Here is a 20,100-nt window from a genome sequence, read left to right on the forward strand (position 1 = left end):
CGCCGGGGCCGCTCAGATGTTGGAGCCGTCCGGGGGCAGGTCCGCCGGCGGGCGCGGGGAGCCCGCGCCGTCGCCGCCCTGCGGGCACTCCAGGCCCAGGGTGTAGGCGGTCATCGACAGCGACCCGTAGGAGTAGCCGTCGACCAGCACCGAGGTGTCCGCTCCCCCGGCCGCGCCGGCGAGCCCGGCCAGGTACAGGGACGGGATGAAGTGGTCGGGGGTCGGCACGGCGTGGCCCCAGTCGCGGTGGGCGTCGAGGGTCGTGAGCTCGGTGGGGTCGGTGAGCATCCGCTCCTTGGCGTCCTCGTTGAACCGCCGCGCCCAGTCGTAGCCGTCGTCGGTGAGCGCCCAGTCCATCCCGCCGAGGTTGTGCACGATGTTGCCGCTGGTCACGATGAGCACGCCCCGCTCCCGCAGCGGGGCGAGCCGGGCGCCGAGGTCGAGGTGGTAGTCCAGCGGCTTGTCGGCGTTGATGCTCATCTGCACCACGGGGATCGAGGCGTCGGGGAAGGCGTGGGTGAGCACGGACCACGTGCCGTGGTCGATCCCCCAGCTGTCGACGTCGGCCCCGACCCAGGTGGGGTGGACGGTGTCGCTGATCTCCTCGACGAGCCCGGGCAGGCCGGGCGCCGGGTACTGCACGTCGAAGAGCTCCTGCGGGAAGCCGTAGAAGTCGTGGATGGTGCGCGGGTCCGGCATCGCGGTGACCGCGGTGGCGTTGATGTACCAGTGGGCGCTGACCACGAGGATCGCCCGCGGCCGCGGCACCGCCGCCCCGAAGGCCCGCCACGCGCTGGTGTAGCGGTTGACCTCGAGGGCGTTCATGGGGCTGCCGTGGCCGAAGAACGCCGCGGGCATCGTGGTGGTCGGGGCGGGGGTCTCCGGGCTCATGGCGTCTCCTCGGCCCCGGGCGCCGGGGCCCGGTCGTGGCGGTTCTCCGTCGTCGTCATCGTCCCCCGGGGACCACCGCGGGACAAGACCGGGACTCCGGCCGGGAGCTCAGGCCGGGGGCGGCGGCGGGGCGGGCGCGCCCTTCGGGGGCGCGATCCGCGGGTGGGCGCGCGCCGAGCCGGCGGTGGCCGCGGCCGGCTCGTCCTCGCCGGCGCCCCCGGGCCAGGGCCGGCCCGGGGAGGGGTCCCAGCGGGCGTCGACGACCTTGCGCTGGACCAGCACCGCCAGCCCCAGGACGGCCAGGCCGATGAGCGCCATGACCACGATCCCGCCCACGGCGCCGATCCGGGCGGCGGAGCCGACGGCGACGCCGAACCAGCCGAAGTCGGCGTCGCCGAAGGTCGTGTTCTCGGAGCCGAAGGTCCCCAGCACCGAGAGCAGGAAGGCCGGCAGGAAGGTGATGAGCAGGCCGTTGACGAAGCCGCCGGCGAGCGCGCCGCGGCGGCCGCCGGTCGCGTTGCCGTAGACCCCGGCCGCGCCGCCCGTGAAGAAGTGCGGGACGAGCCCGGGCAGGATCAGGGCGAGCCCCAGGGCGGGGTTCAGCCACGCGGAGAGCACGAACAGTCCCACGAGCCCGCCCACGAAGCTGGAGACGAAGCCCAGCAGCACCGCGTTCTGGGCGTAGGGGAAGACGATGGGGGCGTCGAGGGCCGGGATCGCCCCGGGGACGACCTTCGCGGCGATGCCCTGGAAGGCCGGGACGAGCTCGCCGAGGATGGTGCGCACGCCGAAGAGGATCACGGCCACGGCCACGCCGAACTGCAGGCCCTGGGTGATGGACATCATGATGTAGTTGCCCACCCCGGTCGCCCCGTCGGCGAACGCGGTGAAGGCCTCCTCCTCCCCTGCACGCACGAGGAAGAGCACGGCGAGGACCACGTACATCAGCGCCATCGACAGCGCGGTGGCGACCATGGAGTCGCGCAGGAAGCGCAGGCCCTCCGGCAGGTGGGTCTCCTCGGTGGAACGGCTTCTCTTCCCCACCAGCTGCCCGACCGCGCCGGCGGCGACGTAGCCGGCGGTGCCGAAGTGGCCGATCGCCACGCTGTCGTCGCCGGTGATCCGGCGGGTCCACGGGTGGGCCAGGGCCGGCAGGGAGACCATGAGGATGCCCAGCAGCAGCGCGCCCAGCAGCACGGTCACCCAGGCGTCGTAGCCGGCGGTGGCGAGGATGATGGTCAGCATCGTCGCCATGAACAGCACGTGGTGGCCGGTGAGGAACACGTAGCGCAGCGGGGTGAAGCGGGCCAGCAGGAGGCTGACGGCGAAGCCGAGGATCATCAGCCACGCGACCTGCGCCCCGTACTCGGCCTGGGCGATCCCGGCGATGGCCTCGTTGGTGGGGATCACGCCCTGGGCGCCGGTGGCGCCCAGGATCATCGCGCCCAGCGGCTCGAGGGAGGCGACCACGAGCGTGGCGCCGGCGCCGATGAGCAGAAAGCCCAGCGTCGCCTTGATCGCCCCGCCCACGATCTGCCCGACCCCCTTGCGCAGGGCGGCGAGGCCGACGGCGGTGATGATGCCGATGAGGAACGCCGGGACGGCGAGGATCTCGCTGACCAGGAACTCGGGGATGCTGACGAGCCAGTTCACGGCGATCCTGCTCCTAGACGTCGTAGAGCTCGCGCAGGGCGGCGTCGAGCTCGGCGGTGCTGGTGAAGTTCTCCACGACCCGCACGGGCACGCCCACGTCCCCGAGGGTGCGGGCGATCTCCCCGGAGGTGAGGATGCAGTCGGCCTCCTTGGCCTTGCCGCGGGCCGAGATGGTGTCGGTCGCCTCGACCGTCAGGAACGGGGACCAGCCCCAGCGGTCCAGGACCTGCTCGAGGGTGTTCTTCAGGAACAGGCTCGTGCCGAGGCCGTTGCCGCACACGGTGAGGATCTTGTTGCGGCTGGCCGCGGCGCCCGCCGTCGTCGCCCGCTCCGCCCCCGCGTCCGGCGCCGCGGCCCCCGCGGGGTGCTCGCCGGCCGGGGACGACGACGGGGCGCCCTCCGTGAGCACGGCGAGCACCTCGTCGGGCGTGGCCGCGCGGTCGAGGGCGGCCCGGCGCTCCGGGGAGCCCAGCACCGTGGCCAGCCGGCGCATCGCGCGCAGGTGCTCCTTCGGGTCCTTCGCGGCGAGGGCGACGACGAGGGTCACGGGGTCGTTGGCGTCGTGGCCGAACTCGACCGGCTCGGCCAGGCGGACCCAGGACATCGCCGTGCGGTGGACGGCCTCGGAGGGGCGGGCGTGGGCGAAGGCGAAGCCCGGCGCCACCACGATGTAGGGGCCCTTCTCCTCGACGCTGTCGATCATCGCCCGCGTGTAGGCGCCGGTGACCGCGCCCTCCCGCTCGAGCAGCTCCCCCGCCGCGGTGATCGCGGCCCGCCAGTCGGCGGCGGCCGCGTCGAGGTGGATGGAGTCCCTGGTCAGCAGCCGGTCGAGGTCGGACATGTCCTCATGTTACGCCGGTCACACCGAGTTGTCCCGGGGTCGGTGAGCTTCGCCGCCGGGGCCTGCGGGTCCGGGTCGGAGGGCGAGGTGATCCCGGGCAGCTTGACCGGCGCCTCGAGCAGCCGCCCCTGCGCGTCGGTGTGCAGCAGGTATGGGCCGAACTCGTCGCCGAACCACAGGGTCCCGTCCTTCGCGACCTGCATCGACTCGAGGTCGAAGTCCCAGCCGGTGAGCACCCGGTCCGGCGCGGGGCAGGCGTAGCCGGCGGGCAGGTCCCCGGCGGCCGCGCAGCCGCCGTCGCACCGGATCTCCCAGCCGATGTGGCCCTCGGGGTCGGAGCGGGTCGTCGTCCCCAGCAACCGGGTCCGCCCGCCGGGCTCAGCGGCGGAACGCGCGGCCGTGGTCGCGGGCGTAGGCGGCGAAGACGGCCTCGGGGTCCTCTCCGCCGCCCACGAACTCCCCCAGCTTCGCCCCCAGCTGGTCCAGCGACCGGTCGAGGACCTCGGCCGCGGCGGCCACCTCCGGTGCGGGGCTGTCCGCCGCGGCGTCGCGCAGGGCGAGCGCGGCGGGCAGCTGGGCGGCGAGGGAGAGGTCCGGGTCCTGCTCCTGGAAGAAGTAGGTCTCGCTGTGCTGGGTGAAGTCGATGCGGGCCCGCCCGATCTGCGTGGCCAAGGGGTGCAGGACGCCGGCTGCCGCCACGGGGTCCAGCCGCGGCAGCCGGTCCGCCCAGCCGGTGTCCGCCAGGCCCTTGAGCTCGAGGGCCAGGGAGCGGCGCCGGGACAGGGGCGGGTAGATCTGGGTGAACCACGTCAGGGCCGCGGTGAGCAGCGCGAACCCGGTCAGGGCCTCCAGCGGGGCGGCCAGGCGCACCCACGCGTCCGTGGCGACCACGTCGCCGAAGCCCAGGGTCGCCAGGGTCACGAGGGAGACGTAGAGGGCCTCGGCGAAGTCGCCGTACCGGGCGGGGTCCACGCCCGGGGAGTACGTGAAGCCGCCGGGGACGTGCGGGAGGTAGACCAGGGCCCAGCCCAGGGCCTGCAACGCCACCCACAGCAGCACGGCGGAGCCCATGGCGGCCGGGCCGACGGCCGAGCCGAAGCGGTGCCCCGTGGCCCGCGACAGCTTCCACACCCCTGTCATGACCGTGTGGCTGAGGGAGCCGTTGCCGCTGGGGTGCAGGAGGCTGTGGTACATGTCGCGCAGCCCCAGCACGACGACCGCCACCCCCAGGAGCGTCAGCACGATCTGCACGGGATTCTCCTCCGTCTTCGGCGCCGGGTCCCGCCCGGGGAACCGCGCGGGGCTCCCGCGGAGCGCACCGGCGGGGCACGGTTGCCCCGCCCATCGTTGATAAGGCTACTGTGGGATCGGTCGCGGCGCACCGCACGGGCGGGACCGCGGCCCCGAGGACTCCGACGGGACGCAGGACGGGAGAGACACCGTGGACATCAACCTCGTGCTGGCGCTGTTCGCCGGGCTGATCCTGGCGCTCTCGGCGTTCTCGGCCCTGCTGCAGCGGCTGAGCCTGCCGGGACCGGTGCTCGCCCTGGCCTTCGGGGTGCTGATCGGCCCCTACGCCACCGGGCTGCTGCGGATCGAGGACTTCGGCGTGCCCACCGGCACGCTGCTGGAGCAGGCCGCGCGGATCACCCTGGGGATGGGCCTGGCCGGGGTGGCGCTGCGCCTGCCCCACGGGTACTGGCGGGCCGACGCCCGATGGATCGCCGTGATCATCGGCGCGGGCATGGTCCTGATGCTGGCCGTGGCCACCGGGGTCCTGTGGGGGCTGCTGGGGGTGCCGTTCGTGCTGGCGCTGCTGCTGGGCGCGATCATCACGCCCACCGACCCGGTGGTGACCACCCCCGTGGTGACCGGGTCCCTGGCGGAGCAGCGGATCCCGGAGCGGGTCCGCCACAACCTCTCGGCCGAGAGCGGCCTCAACGACGGGCTGGGCTACCTCTTCGTGATGCTCCCGGTGCTGCTGCTGACGGCCCCGGACCGGGCGTGGTCGGAGCTGCTCACCACGGTGCTGCTGTGGGAGGTCCTGGGCGCGGCGGTGTTCGGGGCCGTGGCCGGGTACCTGCTGGGGAGGCTGTTCGTGGCCGTGAAGGACCGGGGGCTCATGGAGGAGAGCTCCTACCTGGGCTTCCTCGTGCCACTGGGGCTGTTCGTGCTGGGCGCCGGCAAGCTGCTGGGCACCGACGCCGTGCTGGCCGTGTTCGTGGCCGCCGCCGTCTTCGGCCAGGTCATCCCCCAGCGCGACGAGGAGCAGGAGGACAAGGTCGACGACGCGGTCAACCGCTTCTTCCTGCTGCCGGTCTTCGTGCTCATCGGCCTGTCCCTGCCCCTCGACGAGTGGGCGCGGCTGGGCTGGACGGCCCCCGTGGTCGTGCTCGCCGCGGTGCTGCTGCGCCGGCTGGTCGCCCTGTGGGTGCTGCGCCCGCTGCTGCGGGGCGTGCACGACCGCCCCGAGACGGCGTTCCTGAGCTGGTTCGGGCCCATCGGCGTCTCGGCGCTGTTCTACGCCACCCTGGCCGAGCGGCACACCGGCCACCACGAGATCTTCACCTGGACCACCCTGGCGATCACCGGGTCCGTGCTGGTCCACGGGCTCTCCACCGCTCCGCTCAGCGCCTGGCTGCAGAAGCGGGAACCGGAGCACAAGCAGAAGCAGGAGGCCGCCGCATGACCCGCCGTCCTTCTCGCCGCGCCGGCGGCCGTTACGGCGACGGCTCCGCGCTCCGGGACGTGTGCGGGCGCGAGAACCTGTGAGCCACGCGGCGCCGCCGGAGGAGCCGGCCGAGCAGCTGCGGGCCGCCGAGGCGCTGGCGGCCCGCCTGGACCGCCCCATGGGGTTCCTCGGGATCCTGTTCCTCTTCGTGGTCCTGGGCCAGCTGCTGGTCACCGACCCGGGCTGGAGCCGCGCCCTGACGGTGCTCGGGTGGGTGTTCTGGGGGATCTTCGTCGCCGAGTTCGGGCTGCGGGCCTATCTCGCCGGGTTCCAGACCTCCTTCTGGCGGCACAACTGGTGGCAGGTGCTGTTCCTGCTGCTGCCGTTCCTGCGCTTCGTGCGCGCCCTGCAGGCCCTGCGCCTGGTCCGCCTCGCCCGGCTGAGCCGCCTGGCCCGCGCCGGGGGCATCGTCTCGGCGAGCGTGCGCGGGTCCCGCTCGGCCGGGCGGCTGCTGTCCAGCCGCATCGGGTGGCTCTCGGCCGTGACGGCCGTGGTCGTGCTGGCCGCGAGCCAGCTGCTCTACGCCTTCGAGGCGCACACCGACTACGGGACCGCCCTGCACGAGGCGGCCCTGGCCACCGTGACCGGCAGCGGCATCACCACCGACGACCCCTTCTCGAAGGTGCTCCAGGTGGTCCTGGCGGTCTACTCCGTGGCGGTCTTCGCGACCCTGGCCGGCTCCCTGGGCGCCTACTTCCTGCGCGACCAGGACCCCGCCGCGCGCCCGGACCCGCGAGCGCCCGGGTCACCCGGCGACGGCCCGGCCGGCGAGCGCGGCGACGGACGCTGACGCGCTATCCGCCGTCGTCGGCGCACGCGTCCGCGAGCCACCGGCGGAGCGAGCCCAGGGAGTCCTCGAGCGCCCGCCGGTCGAACCGGGCCCGCGGGCCGTCGGGGGCGGCGGTGGCGGACTGCCCGGCGGCCAGGTCCTCGCCGTAGGAGTCGACCGTCAGCTGGATGCGGGCCAGGTCCGCGACGAGCTCCTCGGGGGCGGCCTCGACCAGGTCCGCCACCTGGTCCTCGACCTGCTGCACGTCCTCGACCCGCCCGGTGACGGACAGGCTCGAGGGCAGCACCGAGAGCGTGAGCACGTGGTCGGCCACGGCGGCGCAGGCCTCCGCCCGGCCCCCGTAGCTGCCCCAGCGCCCGTCGGCCGGGGCCGTGGCCGTGGGGACGGGCGCCGACGACGACGGGCCCGGCGCGGCCCCGGTCCGCCCGGACCCGCCCGGCCCCGGGTCGGCGCAGCCGGCCAGCAGCAGGACGGCCGCGACCGGCACGGCCCACCGCCCGGTGCGGGCCGGGGCGCGCCGCGGTGTCGGCGTCGGGAACGGGTGCATGGTCGGGGTCCTCACCGGCGGGACGGGCTGCGGGTGCTGTCAGCCTAGGCGCCGCCGCCCGCCGGGGAACACCCCCGCGCCCGCCGGGACGCCCTCCGGGCCCGGAGGGCTTCGGTCCCCGGGGACGGGCCCCTATCCTGGGCGGGTCGGGGCGGGCCCGTGCCGCCCGGACGGGAGGAGGACCCGTGCGCGTCGCCGTGCCGCTGCTGCGCGTCGCGGCCCTGACCGTGGCGGTCGCCGCCCTGGTCGCCCGCTCCCGCTGCGCCGTGGTGACCGGCACGTGCCTGGGCACGAACCTCTTCAGCTACTTCACGATCCACAGCACGGTCCTTCTCGTGCTGGCCCTGGTGCTCGCCCTGGTCCACCACGCCCTGCGCGGCGGCGAGCCCCCGTGGCTGACCGGGCTGCGGGCGCTGGCCACCACCTACGTGGTCGTCTCCGGGATCGTGTTCACCGTGATGCTGCTGAACGCGGAGCTGTTCGGCCACCTCTTCCTCGTGCCCCGGTCCTCGCAGGTGCTGCACTTCGTGCTGCCCGTCTACGCGCTGCTGGACTTCCTGGTGGGGCCGGGCCGGCACCGGCTGCGCCTGTCCACCGCGTGGGCGGCCATGGTCTACCCGGTGCTGTGGTCGCTCTACACCCTGGCCCGCGGGCGCCTGGTGGGCTGGTACCCCTACTTCTTCCTCGACCCGGACCGGGTCGGCGGCTACACCGCCGTGGGCGTCTACGCGCTGGGGGTCTCGGCCCTGATCGTCGTGGTGGCCGTGGGCGTCACCGCGGCCACCCGCCTGCCCGCCCCGGCCCCGGGGCGGGGCCTGCTCAGTCGAGCTCGACGACCGTGATCGGCAGGGGCAGCTCCTCGGCGTCGAAGCTCGTCTGCGCGGAGTAGGGCTGGCCGGTCTCGTCGCGGCCGAAGCACATCGCGAGCACCTCGCCCGGGCTGGTGCCCAGCATCAGGGTCCAGTGCTGGCCGGCCCCGTCCACGGCGTGGGCCTGGTGGTCCATGTCCAGCTCGCCCTCGACGTCGGCGAAGCGCTCGCGGTAGGCGGCCAGCTCCTCGGGGGTGTGCAGCACCCCGGCCGAGACGACCGACTCCTCCCCCGCGCCCACGGCCGGGGCCACGGGGTAGGCCACCCGGAACGGCGGCTCGAGCACCGACAGCAGCTCCTTGGCCGGGGTGGCGTCGTCGCCCTTGAGCCAGATCCGCCCGGTGCCGTCGAGGAAGCCCTCGTACTCCTCGTCGTTGGGATAGAAGCACAGGAACCCCGAGCCCGGGATCCGCTGGGCCAGCCCCTCGAGGTCGGAGGCGCCGTCCACGGCGAAGTAGCGCATCAGGGGTTCCAGCGGCTCGGGCTCCACGGGCAGGTCTCCTTGCGGTGGGGCCGTCGCGGGGGCGACGGCGGGGGGCGCGGAGGCGGTCGCCTCCGGACGCTCCAGGCTACGCCGTCGTCCCCCGGCGCGGGGAACCGCAGCGGACCGCGGCCCCGTCACCGGTCGAGCCGCACGCTCAGCCGCGGCATCAGCGGCTGGACCAGCGGCCCGATGGCCAGGGCGTAGAGGACCGTGCCCAGCCCCACGGTGCCGCCGAGCAGCCAGCCGGCGAGCACCACGACCGCCTCGATGGAGGTGCGCACCACGCGCACGGAGCCCCCGGTGCGCCGCACCAGGCCGGTCATCAGCCCGTCGCGCGGGCCGGGCCCGAGGTGCACCCCGATGTACGCGGCGGTCGCCACGGCGTTGAGCGCCACCCCGCCGAGCACGGCCACCACCCGCAGCGGCATCGCCTCGACCGGCGGGAGCAGGGCGAGGGTCGCGTCGAGCGCCAGCCCGACGACGACGGCGTTGGCGAGGGTGCCGATCCCGGGCCGTTCGCGCAGCGGGATCCACAGCAGGAGCAGCAGGAGGCTGAGCCCGATCACGACCGTGCCCATGCTCAGCCCGAGCCGCCCGGCCAGGCCCTGGTGCAGGACGTCCCAGGGGATCACGCCGAGCTGCGCGCGCACGAGCAGGCCCATGGAGAACCCGTAGAGCACCAGCCCGGCGAGCAGCTGCACCAGCCGCCGGGGCATCCTGCGCGAGGGCGTCGCCGCTCCCGCGCGGCGGCCGGCCCTCACGGGCGCGGCCCGTTTCCCGGTCCGGGCGCCTCCCCGGGGTCGCCGGCGTGCAGGTGCGCGCGCTCGCCGTCGCGGTCGAAGATCGTGAGGATCTCGACCGGACCGCCGTGGGCGCCGATCGAGTGCGGGACCATGGTCGAGAACTGGGCGGCGTGGCCGGCCTCGACGAGCAGGGTCCGCTCCCCCAGGTGCAGCCGGGCGGTGCCCGAGAGCACGGTGAACCACTCCCGGCCCGGGTGCACCGCGAGCCGGTCGCGGCCGGAGGGGTGCTCCTCGGTGAAGCGCATCTTCGCCACGGTCATCCCGTGCAGGTCCCGCTCCGGGGACAGCAGCCAGGTGGTCACCCCGCGGGCGTGCTCGGGCTCGGGCCGGATCACCACGTCCTCGTCCGCGGGGGACTCCACGAGCTCGTCGAGCGTGGTGCCCAGGGCCCGGGCGATGGGCACGAGCTGGTCCAGGGCGATCCGGCGGTGGCCGGTCTCGATCCGGCTCAGCGTCGAGGGACTGAGCCAGCAGCGGGCCGCGAGCGCGTCGAGGGACCAGCCCCGGGCCAGCCGCAGCCCGCGGATGCGCCGGCGGATGACGGTGTCCAGCTCGATCTCCTGCGTCATGGGCAAGAGTCTATGCTCCGGCAGCACGAACGGGAGCACCCGCCGACCGCACGTCAGGGGTTCCCGCGCTGCCGGGGCGCAGGGTTGACTGGGCACCGCATCGGGTGCGCCCCGCCGCGCTCCGGACCCCACCGCCCCGACCCCCGGGACGGACCCCATACCCGCGAGGAGCACTCGTCATGCGTGGAGTCCTGCTGTACGCCCCCGGCGACGTCCGCGTCGAGGACCGCGAGGTCCCGGCGATCGTCGAGCCCACCGACGCGATCCTGAAGGTCGCCGCCGCCTGCGTGTGCGGCTCCGACCTGTGGCCCTACCGCGGCCTCGAGGACGTCGACGGACCGGCCCCGATGGGCCACGAGTACGTCGGCACCGTCGAGGAGGTCGGCGGCGCGGTGCACGGCGTGGCGGTCGGCGACTTCGTCGTCGGTTCCTTCTTCGCCTCGGACAACACCTGCGAGATCTGCCGGGCCGGCTACCAGACCCACTGCGTGCGCCGGCAGCCCGGGGCGGCCACCGGTGCCCAGTCGCAGTACGTGCGCGTCCCGCTGGCCGACGGCACGCTCGTGGCCACCCCCGGACAGCCCGGCCCGGAGCTGATCCCCTCGTTGCTGGCGGCCTCGGACGTGCTGGGCACCGGCTGGTTCGGCGCCGTGGCCGCCGAGGTGGGCCCCGGGAAGACCGTGGCCGTCGTCGGCGACGGCGCCGTCGGGCTGCTCGGCGTGCTCGCCGCGAAGCAGCTGGGCGCGGAGCGGATCATCGTGTTCTCCCGCCACGCCGACCGGCAGGCCCTGGCCCGGGAGTTCGGCGCCACCGACGTCGTGGCGGAGCGCGGCGACGAGGGCGTGGCAAGGATCAAGGAACTCACCGGTGGGCTGGGGGCCCACTCGGTCATCGAGGCCGTCGGCACCCAGGAGTCGATGCTGCAGGCCATCCGGTCGACCCGCCCCGGCGGCCACGTCGGCTACGTCGGGGTCTCCCACGACGTCTCGCTGCCCGGCCAGGAGCTGTTCTTCTCCGGCGTGCACCTGCACGGCGGTCCCGCGCCGGTGCGCCGGTTCCTGCCCGAGCTGATCCGGTTGATCTGGGAGCGGGAGATCGACCCGGGCAGGGTCTTCGACCTCACCCTGCCCCTCGAGCAGGCCGCCGAGGCCTACCGGGCCATGGACGAGCGCCGGGCGATCAAGGTCCTGCTCACCACCGACTGAGCTCGACCGGGCACCGCCATCCCTGGCGCAGGCCGGCGTCCCGCGGCCGTCCGCGGCTCAGGCCTTGCGCACGGTGAGGCCCACGTTGGGGCAGGACGCGGCGATCCGGGTGAGGGCGGCCTTCTCGGCGCTGTCGACCTTCAGGCCCCAGCGGATCTTCACCGCGACCCACTCCCCGACGTAGCCGCAGCGGTGGCGCGGCGGCATCCACTGCTCCGGGCCGCGGGCCTGCTTGGCGGAGTTCAGGGCGGAGGTCTGGGCGCTGAGCGTGCGGGAGTCGCCGAGGTCGTTGTAGAAGGCCACGCGCTTCGCCTTCGTCCAGTACCGGGCGCCGGAGCCCCAGGCCTCGTGGACGGGCACGGTGTGGTCGATCTGCACGGTGGTGGCCGAGGTGTGGGTCCGCCCGTCCCAGCTGGTGACCCAGCGCCCGCTCCGGACGGTGCACCGCTTGGCGGTGGTGAAGGTGAGGGACGCCCGGGTCTCGTTCTGCAGCACCTCGGCGCGGGTGTTCCGGCAGTCCCGGTCGGCGTCGTTCCAGGTCCCGAACTGCCGGTCGCGGTCGTAGCCGGCGTTGTTCTCCGCGGCCACGGGCAGGGACTTCACCGCGGTGCGCAACGGGGCGCTGTAGGTGGACGCCGCCTCGGCGGGCACGGCGCCGCCGAGGAGCACCAGTCCCGCCACGACCGCGGAGGCGGCGGCCGCCCGGAGCGGGCCGGCGGGGGAACCGGCGGAGCGGGTGCGAGCAGGGGACAGCAGTCCGAGGAACATCGGGGGCCTCCAGGATGGGGGGTGGAGCGCCGTCGGGGGCGTACCCTCATCCTGGCATTACAAATGCAAATGCATGCACTGTGTCATGCTCGCACTTCTGGGGACAGTCTCCCGGCCGACGGCGGGCCCGTCCGCTCACAGCCCCTGCGGGCCGGGCACGTGCTCGAACACGAGGCTGGTCTGGGTCGCGGCCACGACCGGGTTCGAGGACAGGTGCTCGATCACGAACTGGCGGATGTGCTCGGTGTCGCGCACCCGGACGTGGATGAGGAAGTCGTCGACCCCGCCCAGGAAGAAGTACTGCGAGACCTCGGGGACCGTCTTCAGCGACTCCCCGAAGGCGGCCATCTGCTGCCGGGCCCCGGGACGCAGCCGCACGCTGATGAGCGCCTCGATGGTCTGGCCCAGGGCCTTGGGCTCGACCTCGACCGTGAAGCGGCGGATCACCCCGGCCCGCTGCAGCGCCTTCGTCCGGGCCAGGCACGTGGACGGCGCCACCCCGAGGGCCTCACTGAGGGCCTGATTGGTGGCCCGGGCGTTCTCGCGCAGCAGCCCGAGCAGGCGCAGGTCGAGGTCGTCGAGCTGGTGGGCCGGCCGCAGATCCTGCGGTGGACGCGGTGTGGGATGCGTCACATTTCCTTCCGTTCTGCCGGTTCTGCGGCATGTGCCGAATGATCTTCGATTCTACTGCGTACCCGGGGAAGAAAGCGTAGGTTTTTCCCACCGAACCACCGTTTCTTCGGAAGGCCCCGCCATGATCGTCTCCGTTCCCCGCGAAGTGAAGAACAACGAGTACCGGGTGGCCATCACCGCCTCGGGCGTGCACGAGCTGGTCGCCCACGGCCACGAGGTCCTCGTCGAGGCCGGCGCCGGGACCGGGTCCGGGATCGACGACGACGCCTACACCGCCGCCGGCGCGCAGATCGTCGCCGACGCGGACGAGCTGTGGGCCCGGGCGGACATGATCCTGAAGGTCAAGGAGCCGGTGGCCGCCGAGTACCACCGCTTCCGCGAGGGCCTGGTGCTGTTCACCTACCTGCACCTGGCCGCCGAGCCCGAGCTGACGGCCGCCCTGCTGGAGGCCGGGGTCACCGCGATCGCCTACGAGACGGTCCAGACCGCCGACCGCCGCCTGCCCCTGCTGGCCCCCATGAGCGAGGTCGCCGGGCGCCTGGCCGTGCAGGCCGGGGCCGCGGCCCTCACCGCCCCGGCCGGGGGCAAGGGCGTGCTGCTGGGCGGGGTGCCCGGGGTCCGCCCGGCGAAGGTCACCGTCCTGGGCGCCGGCGTGGCCGGCACCAACGCCGCCGCGATGGCCGTGGGCCTGGGCGCGGACGTGAGCATCCTCGACATCAACGTGGACCGGCTGCGCGCCCTCGACGCGCAGTACGCCGGGCGCCTGCGGACGATCGCCTCCAACGCCCTGGAGGTCGAGCGCGCCGTGACCGAGGCCGACCTCGTCGTCGGCTCCGTGCTGATCCCCGGGGCGCGGGCCCCGAAGCTGGTGAGCAGTGCGATGGTCGCGGCGATGACGCCCGGCAGCGTGCTCGTGGACATCGCCGTGGACCAGGGCGGGTGCTTCGCCGACTCCCGCCCCACGACCCACGAGGACCCGACCTTCCGCGTCCACGACACGGTCTTCTACTGCGTGGCCAACATGCCCGGGGCCGTGCCGAACACCTCCACCTACGCGCTGACCAACGTCACCCTCCCCTACGCCGTGGCCCTGGCCGACAAGGGCGCCGAAGCCGCGCTGGCCGCCGACCCGGCCCTGGCCGCCGGGCTCAACGTCCACGCCGGGCGGGTCACCCACCGCTCGGTGAGCGAGGCCCACGGGCTCGAGTACACCGACCGGGCGGAGCTCGTCCGCGCCGCCTGAGGCCCCGGGTCAGGCCGGGCCCCGGCCCCTCGGTGTCCGGGCTCCTTCCGGGACGGCCGGCCGTGCGACGACGGCGGGCCGTCCCGGGAAGCGCCCAGCCCCGGTGGATAGGCTTCGCGGATGAGCCCCTCCCCCGCAGCGGACCCCCACCTCCTCCGCACGCTCGTCCTGCGCTCGGCGGCCGGCTTCGCCGCGGTGCAGGCCGCCGTCGTCGTCACCCTGATCGGCGCCGACGCGATCAAGCGTCAGCAGCGCGTCCGGCGCAGCGGCTTCCCCCGCCCGGGCACCTTCGAGGGGGAGGTCGCCGGGACCGGCACCACCGCCTACACCTACGGCGAGGACCTCTACCGGGACATGCTCGCCGCGATCCGCGGCGCGCAGCAGCGCATCCTGCTCGAGACCTACCTGTGGAAGGACGACGAGGTCGGCACCGCCTTCCGCGACGCCCTCAACGAGGCCGCCGAGCGCGGGGTCGAGGTCTACGTGGTCTACGACGGCTTCGGCAACCTCGTGGTGCCCCGCTCCTTCTACGCGTTCCACCCGGACGTGCACGTCTACCGCTTCCCCGCGGTGCACGTGCGCCGGCTGCTCACCCCGCTGCAGGCCTCGGGGCTGACCCACCGCAAGCTGCTCGTGGTCGACGACGAGGTCGGGTTCGTGGGCGGCTACAACATCGGCGACCTCTACGCGACGCAGTGGCGCGACACCCACGTGCGCCTCACCGGCCCCTCGGCCATGGAGCTCGGCCACTCCTTCACCGCCGTGTGGAACCACTCCTCGGGCCACCGGCCGGACCGGCTGCCGCACCTGAGCCCCGGTGAGTGGGACTCCCGGGTGCACGCGGTCAACAACATCCCGGCGAGCCTGGTCTACCCGATCCGCAGCGTCTACCTCGACGCGATCCACCGCGCGAGGCACCACATCCACCTCACCACGGCGTACTTCATCCCCGACCAGCAGATCCTCGAGGCGCTGGTCGAGGCCTCCCGCCGGGGCGTGGACGTGCGGGTGATCATCCCGGAGAACTCCAACCACGTCCTCGCCGACTGGCTGGCCCGCGGCTTCTACTCGGCGCTGCTGGCCGAGGACATCACGCTGCTGCTCTACCGCAACGCGATGATCCACGCGAAGACGGTGACCGTCGACGGCCAGTGGTCGCTCGTGGGCACCGCCAACATCGACCGCCTGAGCCTGGGCTTCAACTACGAGACGACCCTCGAGATCCACGACTCCGCCTTCGCCGAGGACATGGAGCGGATCTTCGCCGCCGACAGCGAGAACTGCCGGACGCTCACCGCCGAGGAGTGGGACCGCCGCAACCCCGCCGCCCGCTTCGCGGAGGTCGTCCTGCGGCCGCTGTGGCGGTTCCTCTGACCCCGGAGGCGCCTCCTGCTGCGGCATCCGGGCCGAAGGCCCCTGACCGCCCGGCCCGTCAGAGGACGCGCAGCGCGGTGAGCTCGTAGACCCGGGCCGAGCTCGGGGCCGCCCCGCGGCAGGTCAGCCGGTGCGGCGGGGCGGCCCGGGAGCACAGCTCGACCTCGACGAGGCCCGGCCGCGGCGGGAGCCCGGTGAGGCGGATCCACCAGCGGTCGCCGTCGCGGGCGGTCCCGGTCACCGCCCAGTCGTGGCGGCCGGCCGGGCCGAAGCGTCCGAGCACGGCCGCCACCGCGGCCTGCTGCGGCGGGTAGAGATCGGTGTACCCGCGCAGGTGCGCCGCGCCGACCCGGCCGGCGAGGTGCTCCGCAACCGTGGCGACGGAGGACGGCGCGTCGAGGCCCCCGTAGTAGACGCCGTCGGGGACGACGACGACGTTGGGGGCGAACCGGTCACCCCCGACGTGCGAGCACTCCCAGACCAGCTCCGGCCAGCGCTCGTCCAGGGCCTGCGCCACGGGACGGCCGCGCACCGCGCAGCAGGGATCGTGCTGACCGTGCGCGCAGACCAGCACCACCGGCGGACGGCCGCTCTCCCCGGGGCCGTCCAGGGCGGCGGCGATGCCCGCCAGGTCCTCGTCGCGCCGCCACGTGCCCCAGTGCTGGCGGCCGCCGCCGGAGCCGTCGTGGCGCAGCACGGCCCACCGGGCGGGGCCCTCCTCGTGCCGGCGGCGGCCGTGGCGCCGGACCAGGAGGATCCGGGCGCCCGCGGCCTGGGCGGCGGCGACCACGCGGGCCTTGGTCCCCGGCTCGAGCTCGAGGCCGTCGAACCCGTTCACCGGCCAGCCGCCCCGGTGCTCGACCAGGACCCAGGCCAGCCCGCGCAGGGCCGTGCCCGCCATCGGGTCCCCGCGCTCCCGGGCGGCCTCGGCGCAGAAGAAGCGCTCCCCGGCCGTCACGGCGCCGTCACGGGGCGGCGGGCACGAGCACGCCCGCGCGCAGCAGTCGTTCGGCGAGTTCCACGCCCAGCTCACCGGCGGTGCGGACCCCGCCGTCGAGCAGGCGCGCGACGGCGGGCAGGTCGGCCTCCGGGAGGTCGAGCCACCCCACGCGCGTGCTCAGGCGCGGGCCCTCCAGCCGTGCCTCCAGGGCACCGCGCAGCCGCACGGGGGATCCGGGGCCCAGGTCCTGGACGGCCGCGAGCTGGGCCAGCGGCCCCAGCGGGGCCGGGCGCCCCTGGCCGCGCCGGGTGCGGTGGAACCGCGGGGCGGGATCGGCCTCGGCGAGCGCGGCGACCAGCCGCTCCCGGACGGTCTCGAGCTCCCCGCCCGGCCCGTCCACGCCCAGGGGCAGCGACCGGCGCATCGCGGGGTCCTCGGCCAGCAGCGCCAGTGCCTCCTGGACGAGGTGCTCGGCGAGGCCGTGGCGGGTCCACGTGTGGATCCCGAGCGTGAGGTGGACGGAGACCGCCCCCTGCGCCTGAGCCGCGTGCAGCCAGCCGCGCGGCAGGTAGAGGGCGTCGCCGGGCTCGAGCACGACGTCGAGGTGCGCCCGGCCCTTCGCGGCCTCGGCCACGGCGGCGCGGCGGCCGGTCCACGGCTGGTCCCGCAGCGGGTCCGGGTGCACCGGCTCGTGGAGGACCCAGCGCTTGGTCCCCTCGATCTGCAGGACGAAGACGTCGTGGACGTCGTAGTGGTCGTCGAACCCGCGGTTCTGCGGCGGGGTGACGTAGGCGTTGGCCTGCACCGGGTGCCCGAGCTCGCCGCTCAGCGCCGCACTGAAGGCCGCGACCGGCTCCCACGTGCGGTGCAGGGCCTGCAGCACCAGCGTGGCACCGTCGGCGAACTGCCGCCACAGCGCGGTGTCGTCGAGCTGATCCGCAATGGTGGCGCCGACGCCGGCCGGCGCGGTGAAGGAGGCGTCGGGGAACGTCGAGCCGTCCTTGGCCACGCGCAGGAAGGGCGTGCGCAGCCCGCGGCGCGAGATCAGCTCGTCGACGGCCCCGGCGGAGAACAGGTCGGCGAAGCCCTCGACCCTGCGGGTGAGCAGCGGTTCCCGGCCCCAGACCTCGCGGACGAACCGCTCCCGGCCGATGTCGATCAGACGGGTCTCCAGGACCCCGGAGCCGTCAGGGGCTCCGGGGTCCTGCCCGTCGGTGGGGAGACGGTCCACGCTCAGAGGCCTCGTGCTCCGGCTTCTCCGTCGGCGCCGCCGTCCGCGCCGCCGTCCGCGCCGCCGTCGGCACCACCGTCCGCCCCACCGTCGACACCGCCGTCGTGGACACCCGGGACACCCGCGGCGCCGCCGTCCGCGGGGCCCTCGGCACCACCGTCGGCACCGCCGTCGTGGACACCCGGGACACCCGCGGCGCCGCCGTCGGCCGGGCCCTCGGCACCGCCGTCGGCACCGCCGTCGTGAACGCCCGGGACGCCCGCCGCCCCGCCGTCGGCCGGGCCCTCGGCGCCGCCGTCGGCGCCGCCGTCCGCTCCGCCGTCGTGGGCCCCCGGGGCGCCGAAGGCACCGCCGTCGGCGGGTCCCTCCTGCTGGTTCGGATCCTGCTGTGCATCGCTCATGCCGGCCTCCTCGAGTTCGGGCGGCCGGGCCGTCACCGGCCGGCCGCCAGGACGGGCGGTCCGTGAGCGGCACCGCCCACCTCGAGGCTATCCGCGCGGCGCGGGCGAGGGAACAGCTCAGCCCTCGGCGGGCAGCATCGGCCGGTGCTCGTAGAAGGTCTGCAGCACCACGGTCGTGCGGGTCTTCACGGAGGCCACGTGGCGCACCTCGTTGACGAGGGCCTCGAGCGCCTTCGGCGAGGCCACCCGGACGAAGAGCATGTAGGCGGCGTCCCCGGCCACCGAGTGGCAGGCCTCGATCGCGCTGATCGGCTCCAGCAGCTCGGGCGCGTTGTCCGGCTGGCGCGGGTCCAGGGGGGTGATCTCGATGAACGCCGCGAGCGGCTTGCCGATGGTCTCGGGGTCGAGGATCGCCTGGTAGCCGGTGATCACCCCGCTGCTCTCGAGCTTGCGCAGGCGCGCCTGCACGGCCGAGGTCGAGAGCCCGATCCGCTCGGAGAGCTGGGCGAGGGTGGCCCGCGGGTCGTGGGACACCTCGGTTGCCAGTCGCACGTCCACGGGGTCGTCCATGGGCCGAACGCTATCAGCTGCTCGCGCCGGAGGGGTTGACACCCCCTCCCCCACGTGTGAATGTTCCTGTGCGTGATCCCGATCACCGGAAAATTTCCGTTGACTCGACGACAGGAGGGTTTCAATGTCCACGTCTCTGCAGGCGGTGCAGGCCATCATCGGCGAACCTGAGGTCGTCGAGGACGCCCGCACCGTGGAGACGCACCCGGCCTGGCTGCGTCTGAAGGCGGCGGCCACCGCGCTGCAGGGCCTGCAGGTCAAGGACGGCTCGGTCCCCGACCCCGCCGACCACCCGGCCGCCCGCGAGCACGTCGCGGTCATCACGGCCGCGGTCGCCGAGCTCGCCCCGCTGTTCCCGCACGACGCCGCCTACCTGGCGGCCCTGCCCCGCGACTTCGACCGCTGGGCCGAGGGCGGCTTCGGCGTGCCGGACTTCCTCGACTCCCTCGTGGCGTTCCGGCCGCAGGAGCACCGCGTCGACGGGATCCGCCACCTCGTGATCTTCCCGATGCTCACCCAGAACGGGTCGGCGGACCGGCACGTCGAGGCCCTGGTCGTCGAGGCGATCTGGCCGGAGTTCATCGCGGCGCTCGAGGCCGGCGACTACGGCAACAAGCTCTTCCTGTCCCTGCGGCTGATCGACTTCACCCCGGGCTACGACACGAACTCCGCGGTGCTGTTCCCCGAGACGGTGGCCGTGCGGGAGGTCCCGGCGTTCACGTGGGGGGCGATCTTCCAGGACCGCGAGGCGGCCCGCTACCGCCGCGTGGTCACCGCGGCCGCCGGCATCACGAAGCTGGAGCTGCCCGAGGACGCGGCGGCGCTGCTGACCGACCAGGACCTCGCCGAGAAGACCTTCGTGATGTGGGACCTCATCCACGACCGCACGCACATGCGCGGGGACCTGCCCTTCGACCCGTTCATGATCAAGCAGCGGATGCCGTTCTTCCTCTACACCCTCGAGGAGCTGCGCTGCGACCTGACCGCGTTCCGCGAGTCGGTGACCATCGAGCGGACCCTCACCGCCCGCGCGGCGGCCGGCGAGCAGCTGTCCGGACTCGAGGAGCAGACGCGCCGGCACGCGAAGCTCGTGCAGTACGCGGTGCTCTTCGACCGGGTCTTCCGCTTCGCCCTCACCGGGTCCCGGGTGCGCAACTACGACGGGCTCGGCGGGCAGCTGCTGTTCGCCTGGCTGCACCGCAAGCACGTGCTGCAGTGGCGCGACGTCGAGCTCAGCGTCGACTGGGAGCGGGTCGCGGACGCCGTCGTCGAGCTGGGCGAGGCGATCGACCGGCTCTACTGGGAGTCCATCGACCGCCCCAAGACGGTGCACTGGCTGAAGGCCTACGAGCTGATCGCCTCCGTGGTCCCCCCGCACCCGGCCTCGGCGTGGGCGCAGGGCCTGCCCCGTGAGGTGCTCGCCGGGCCGCCCCGGGGCTACACGGACCTCGTGCTCGACGACGAGTTCCCGCTGTCGATGTTCTTCGAGGCGCTCGGGAAGAAGCTCAAGGGCGTCATCGAGTCCACGGCCGGCATCCGCGCCACGGACGCCTGAGC

At 74.4% G+C, this 20,100-nt stretch carries 22 protein-coding genes; 8 read left to right on the forward strand and 14 right to left on the reverse strand.

Features of this window, described 5'->3' with window-relative positions:
- Positions 1-12 precede the first annotated feature (12 nt).
- The 5 genes from ygiD to AS188_RS02055 all read right to left on the reverse strand — a co-directional run bounded on the left by ygiD (position 13) and on the right by AS188_RS02055 (position 4,636).
- Entirely contained in the window at positions 13-891 is an 879-nt protein-coding gene (gene ygiD / locus AS188_RS02035; RefSeq protein ID WP_211268309.1) for a 4,5-DOPA-extradiol-dioxygenase, read from the reverse strand.
- Between the two features lie 108 nt (positions 892-999).
- Positions 1,000-2,544 (reverse strand): PTS ascorbate transporter subunit IIC, encoded by a 1,545-nt coding sequence (locus AS188_RS02040; RefSeq protein WP_058857441.1) that lies wholly within the window; start codon positions 2,542-2,544, stop codon positions 1,000-1,002.
- A 13-nt stretch (positions 2,545-2,557) separates the two neighbouring features.
- Entirely contained in the window at positions 2,558-3,385 is an 828-nt protein-coding gene (locus AS188_RS02045) for a PTS sugar transporter subunit IIA (RefSeq protein ID WP_058857442.1), read from the reverse strand.
- A complete protein-coding gene (locus AS188_RS02050; RefSeq protein WP_058857443.1) occupies positions 3,361-3,744 on the reverse strand; it encodes an esterase-like activity of phytase family protein in 384 nt (127 codons plus the stop codon). The genes AS188_RS02045 and AS188_RS02050 overlap by 25 nt, the downstream gene beginning before the upstream one ends.
- 19 nt (positions 3,745-3,763) lie before the next feature.
- On the reverse strand, positions 3,764-4,636 hold the full coding sequence (locus AS188_RS02055) for a potassium channel family protein (RefSeq protein WP_058857444.1): 873 nt from the start codon (positions 4,634-4,636) through the stop codon (positions 3,764-3,766).
- 190 nt (positions 4,637-4,826) lie between these two features.
- Between AS188_RS02055 and AS188_RS02060 the strand changes: the two genes are divergently transcribed.
- Together AS188_RS02060 and AS188_RS02065 are read left to right on the forward strand one after the other, a co-directional pair.
- Positions 4,827-6,074 carry a cation:proton antiporter gene (locus AS188_RS02060; RefSeq protein WP_058857445.1) on the forward strand — a complete coding sequence of 416 codons (1,248 nt, stop codon included), beginning with the start codon at positions 4,827-4,829 and terminating at the stop codon, positions 6,072-6,074.
- A gap of 79 nt (positions 6,075-6,153) precedes the next feature.
- Positions 6,154-6,906: an ion transporter gene (locus tag AS188_RS02065; protein WP_211268310.1), complete on the forward strand. Its 753-nt coding sequence runs from the start codon at positions 6,154-6,156 to the stop codon at positions 6,904-6,906.
- Positions 6,907-6,910: 4 nt separating this feature from the next.
- Here the strand turns inward: AS188_RS02065 and AS188_RS02070 are convergent, their stop codons facing one another.
- Positions 6,911-7,453 (reverse strand): hypothetical protein, encoded by a 543-nt coding sequence (locus tag AS188_RS02070; protein ID WP_058857446.1) that lies wholly within the window; start codon positions 7,451-7,453, stop codon positions 6,911-6,913.
- Positions 7,454-7,638: 185 nt separating this feature from the next.
- On the opposite strand from AS188_RS02070, the gene AS188_RS02075 reads away from it, so the two are divergent.
- On the forward strand, positions 7,639-8,295 hold the full coding sequence (locus AS188_RS02075; protein ID WP_058857447.1) for a Pr6Pr family membrane protein: 657 nt from the start codon (positions 7,639-7,641) through the stop codon (positions 8,293-8,295).
- Here AS188_RS02075 and AS188_RS02080 read toward each other — a convergent pair.
- The 3 genes from AS188_RS02080 to AS188_RS02090 form a co-directional block, all read right to left on the reverse strand.
- On the reverse strand, positions 8,273-8,812 hold the full coding sequence (locus tag AS188_RS02080) for a hypothetical protein (RefSeq protein ID WP_058857448.1): 540 nt from the start codon (positions 8,810-8,812) through the stop codon (positions 8,273-8,275). The genes AS188_RS02075 and AS188_RS02080 overlap by 23 nt on opposite strands.
- Positions 8,813-8,940: 128 nt before the next feature.
- Complete coding sequence (gene yczE, locus AS188_RS02085) at positions 8,941-9,507, reverse strand: membrane protein YczE (protein WP_236945028.1); 567 nt, start codon at positions 9,505-9,507, stop codon at positions 8,941-8,943.
- 56 nt (positions 9,508-9,563) lie between these two features.
- Positions 9,564-10,178: a helix-turn-helix domain-containing protein gene (locus AS188_RS02090; RefSeq protein WP_058857450.1), complete on the reverse strand. Its 615-nt coding sequence runs from the start codon at positions 10,176-10,178 to the stop codon at positions 9,564-9,566.
- Positions 10,179-10,357: 179 nt separating this feature from the next.
- Between AS188_RS02090 and AS188_RS02095 the strand changes: the two genes are divergently transcribed.
- Positions 10,358-11,383 carry a zinc-dependent alcohol dehydrogenase family protein gene (locus AS188_RS02095; RefSeq protein WP_058857451.1) on the forward strand — a complete coding sequence of 342 codons (1,026 nt, stop codon included), beginning with the start codon at positions 10,358-10,360 and terminating at the stop codon, positions 11,381-11,383.
- A 57-nt stretch (positions 11,384-11,440) separates the two neighbouring features.
- On the opposite strand, the gene AS188_RS02100 is transcribed toward AS188_RS02095, so the two are convergent.
- Entirely contained in the window at positions 11,441-12,151 is a 711-nt protein-coding gene (locus AS188_RS02100; RefSeq protein ID WP_083529166.1) for an HNH endonuclease family protein, read from the reverse strand.
- A gap of 135 nt (positions 12,152-12,286) precedes the next feature.
- Positions 12,287-12,784 carry an Lrp/AsnC family transcriptional regulator gene (locus AS188_RS02105; RefSeq protein ID WP_230660756.1) on the reverse strand — a complete coding sequence of 166 codons (498 nt, stop codon included), beginning with the start codon at positions 12,782-12,784 and terminating at the stop codon, positions 12,287-12,289.
- Positions 12,785-12,905: 121 nt separating this feature from the next.
- On the opposite strand from AS188_RS02105, the gene ald reads away from it, so the two are divergent.
- Both ald and AS188_RS02115 read left to right on the forward strand, forming a co-directional pair.
- Positions 12,906-14,027 carry an alanine dehydrogenase gene (ald, locus tag AS188_RS02110; RefSeq protein ID WP_058857452.1) on the forward strand — a complete coding sequence of 374 codons (1,122 nt, stop codon included), beginning with the start codon at positions 12,906-12,908 and terminating at the stop codon, positions 14,025-14,027.
- A gap of 120 nt (positions 14,028-14,147) precedes the next feature.
- Positions 14,148-15,401 carry a phospholipase D-like domain-containing protein gene (locus tag AS188_RS02115; RefSeq protein ID WP_083529167.1) on the forward strand — a complete coding sequence of 418 codons (1,254 nt, stop codon included), beginning with the start codon at positions 14,148-14,150 and terminating at the stop codon, positions 15,399-15,401.
- 58 nt (positions 15,402-15,459) lie between these two features.
- Here AS188_RS02115 and AS188_RS02120 read toward each other — a convergent pair whose 3' ends face one another.
- Positions 15,460-16,302, reverse strand: a complete 843-nt coding sequence (locus AS188_RS02120; RefSeq protein ID WP_083529522.1) for a sucrase ferredoxin — start codon at positions 16,300-16,302, stop codon at positions 15,460-15,462.
- Positions 16,303-16,366: 64 nt separating this feature from the next.
- Entirely contained in the window at positions 16,367-17,572 is a 1,206-nt protein-coding gene (locus tag AS188_RS02125; protein ID WP_058857454.1) for a cupin domain-containing protein, read from the reverse strand.
- A gap of 104 nt (positions 17,573-17,676) precedes the next feature.
- Here AS188_RS02125 and AS188_RS17170 point away from each other — a divergent pair, with 104 nt between their 5' ends.
- On the forward strand, positions 17,677-18,039 hold the full coding sequence (locus tag AS188_RS17170; RefSeq protein WP_058857455.1) for a hypothetical protein: 363 nt from the start codon (positions 17,677-17,679) through the stop codon (positions 18,037-18,039).
- 51 nt (positions 18,040-18,090) lie between these two features.
- Here the strand turns inward: AS188_RS17170 and AS188_RS02135 are convergent, their stop codons facing one another.
- The gene (locus AS188_RS02135) at positions 18,091-18,543 is read right to left on the reverse strand and encodes an Lrp/AsnC family transcriptional regulator (protein WP_058857456.1); all 453 of its coding nucleotides are present in this window, start codon (positions 18,541-18,543) and stop codon (positions 18,091-18,093) included.
- A 124-nt stretch (positions 18,544-18,667) separates the two neighbouring features.
- Here AS188_RS02135 and AS188_RS02140 point away from each other — a divergent pair, with 124 nt between their 5' ends.
- The gene (locus tag AS188_RS02140; RefSeq protein ID WP_058857457.1) at positions 18,668-20,098 is read left to right on the forward strand and encodes a DUF6421 family protein; all 1,431 of its coding nucleotides are present in this window, start codon (positions 18,668-18,670) and stop codon (positions 20,096-20,098) included.
- Positions 20,099-20,100 lie beyond the last annotated feature (2 nt).

Origin of the sequence: Kocuria flava (genome assembly GCF_001482365.1) — a bacterium.
GTDB lineage: Bacteria > Actinomycetota > Actinomycetes > Actinomycetales > Micrococcaceae > Kocuria > Kocuria flava.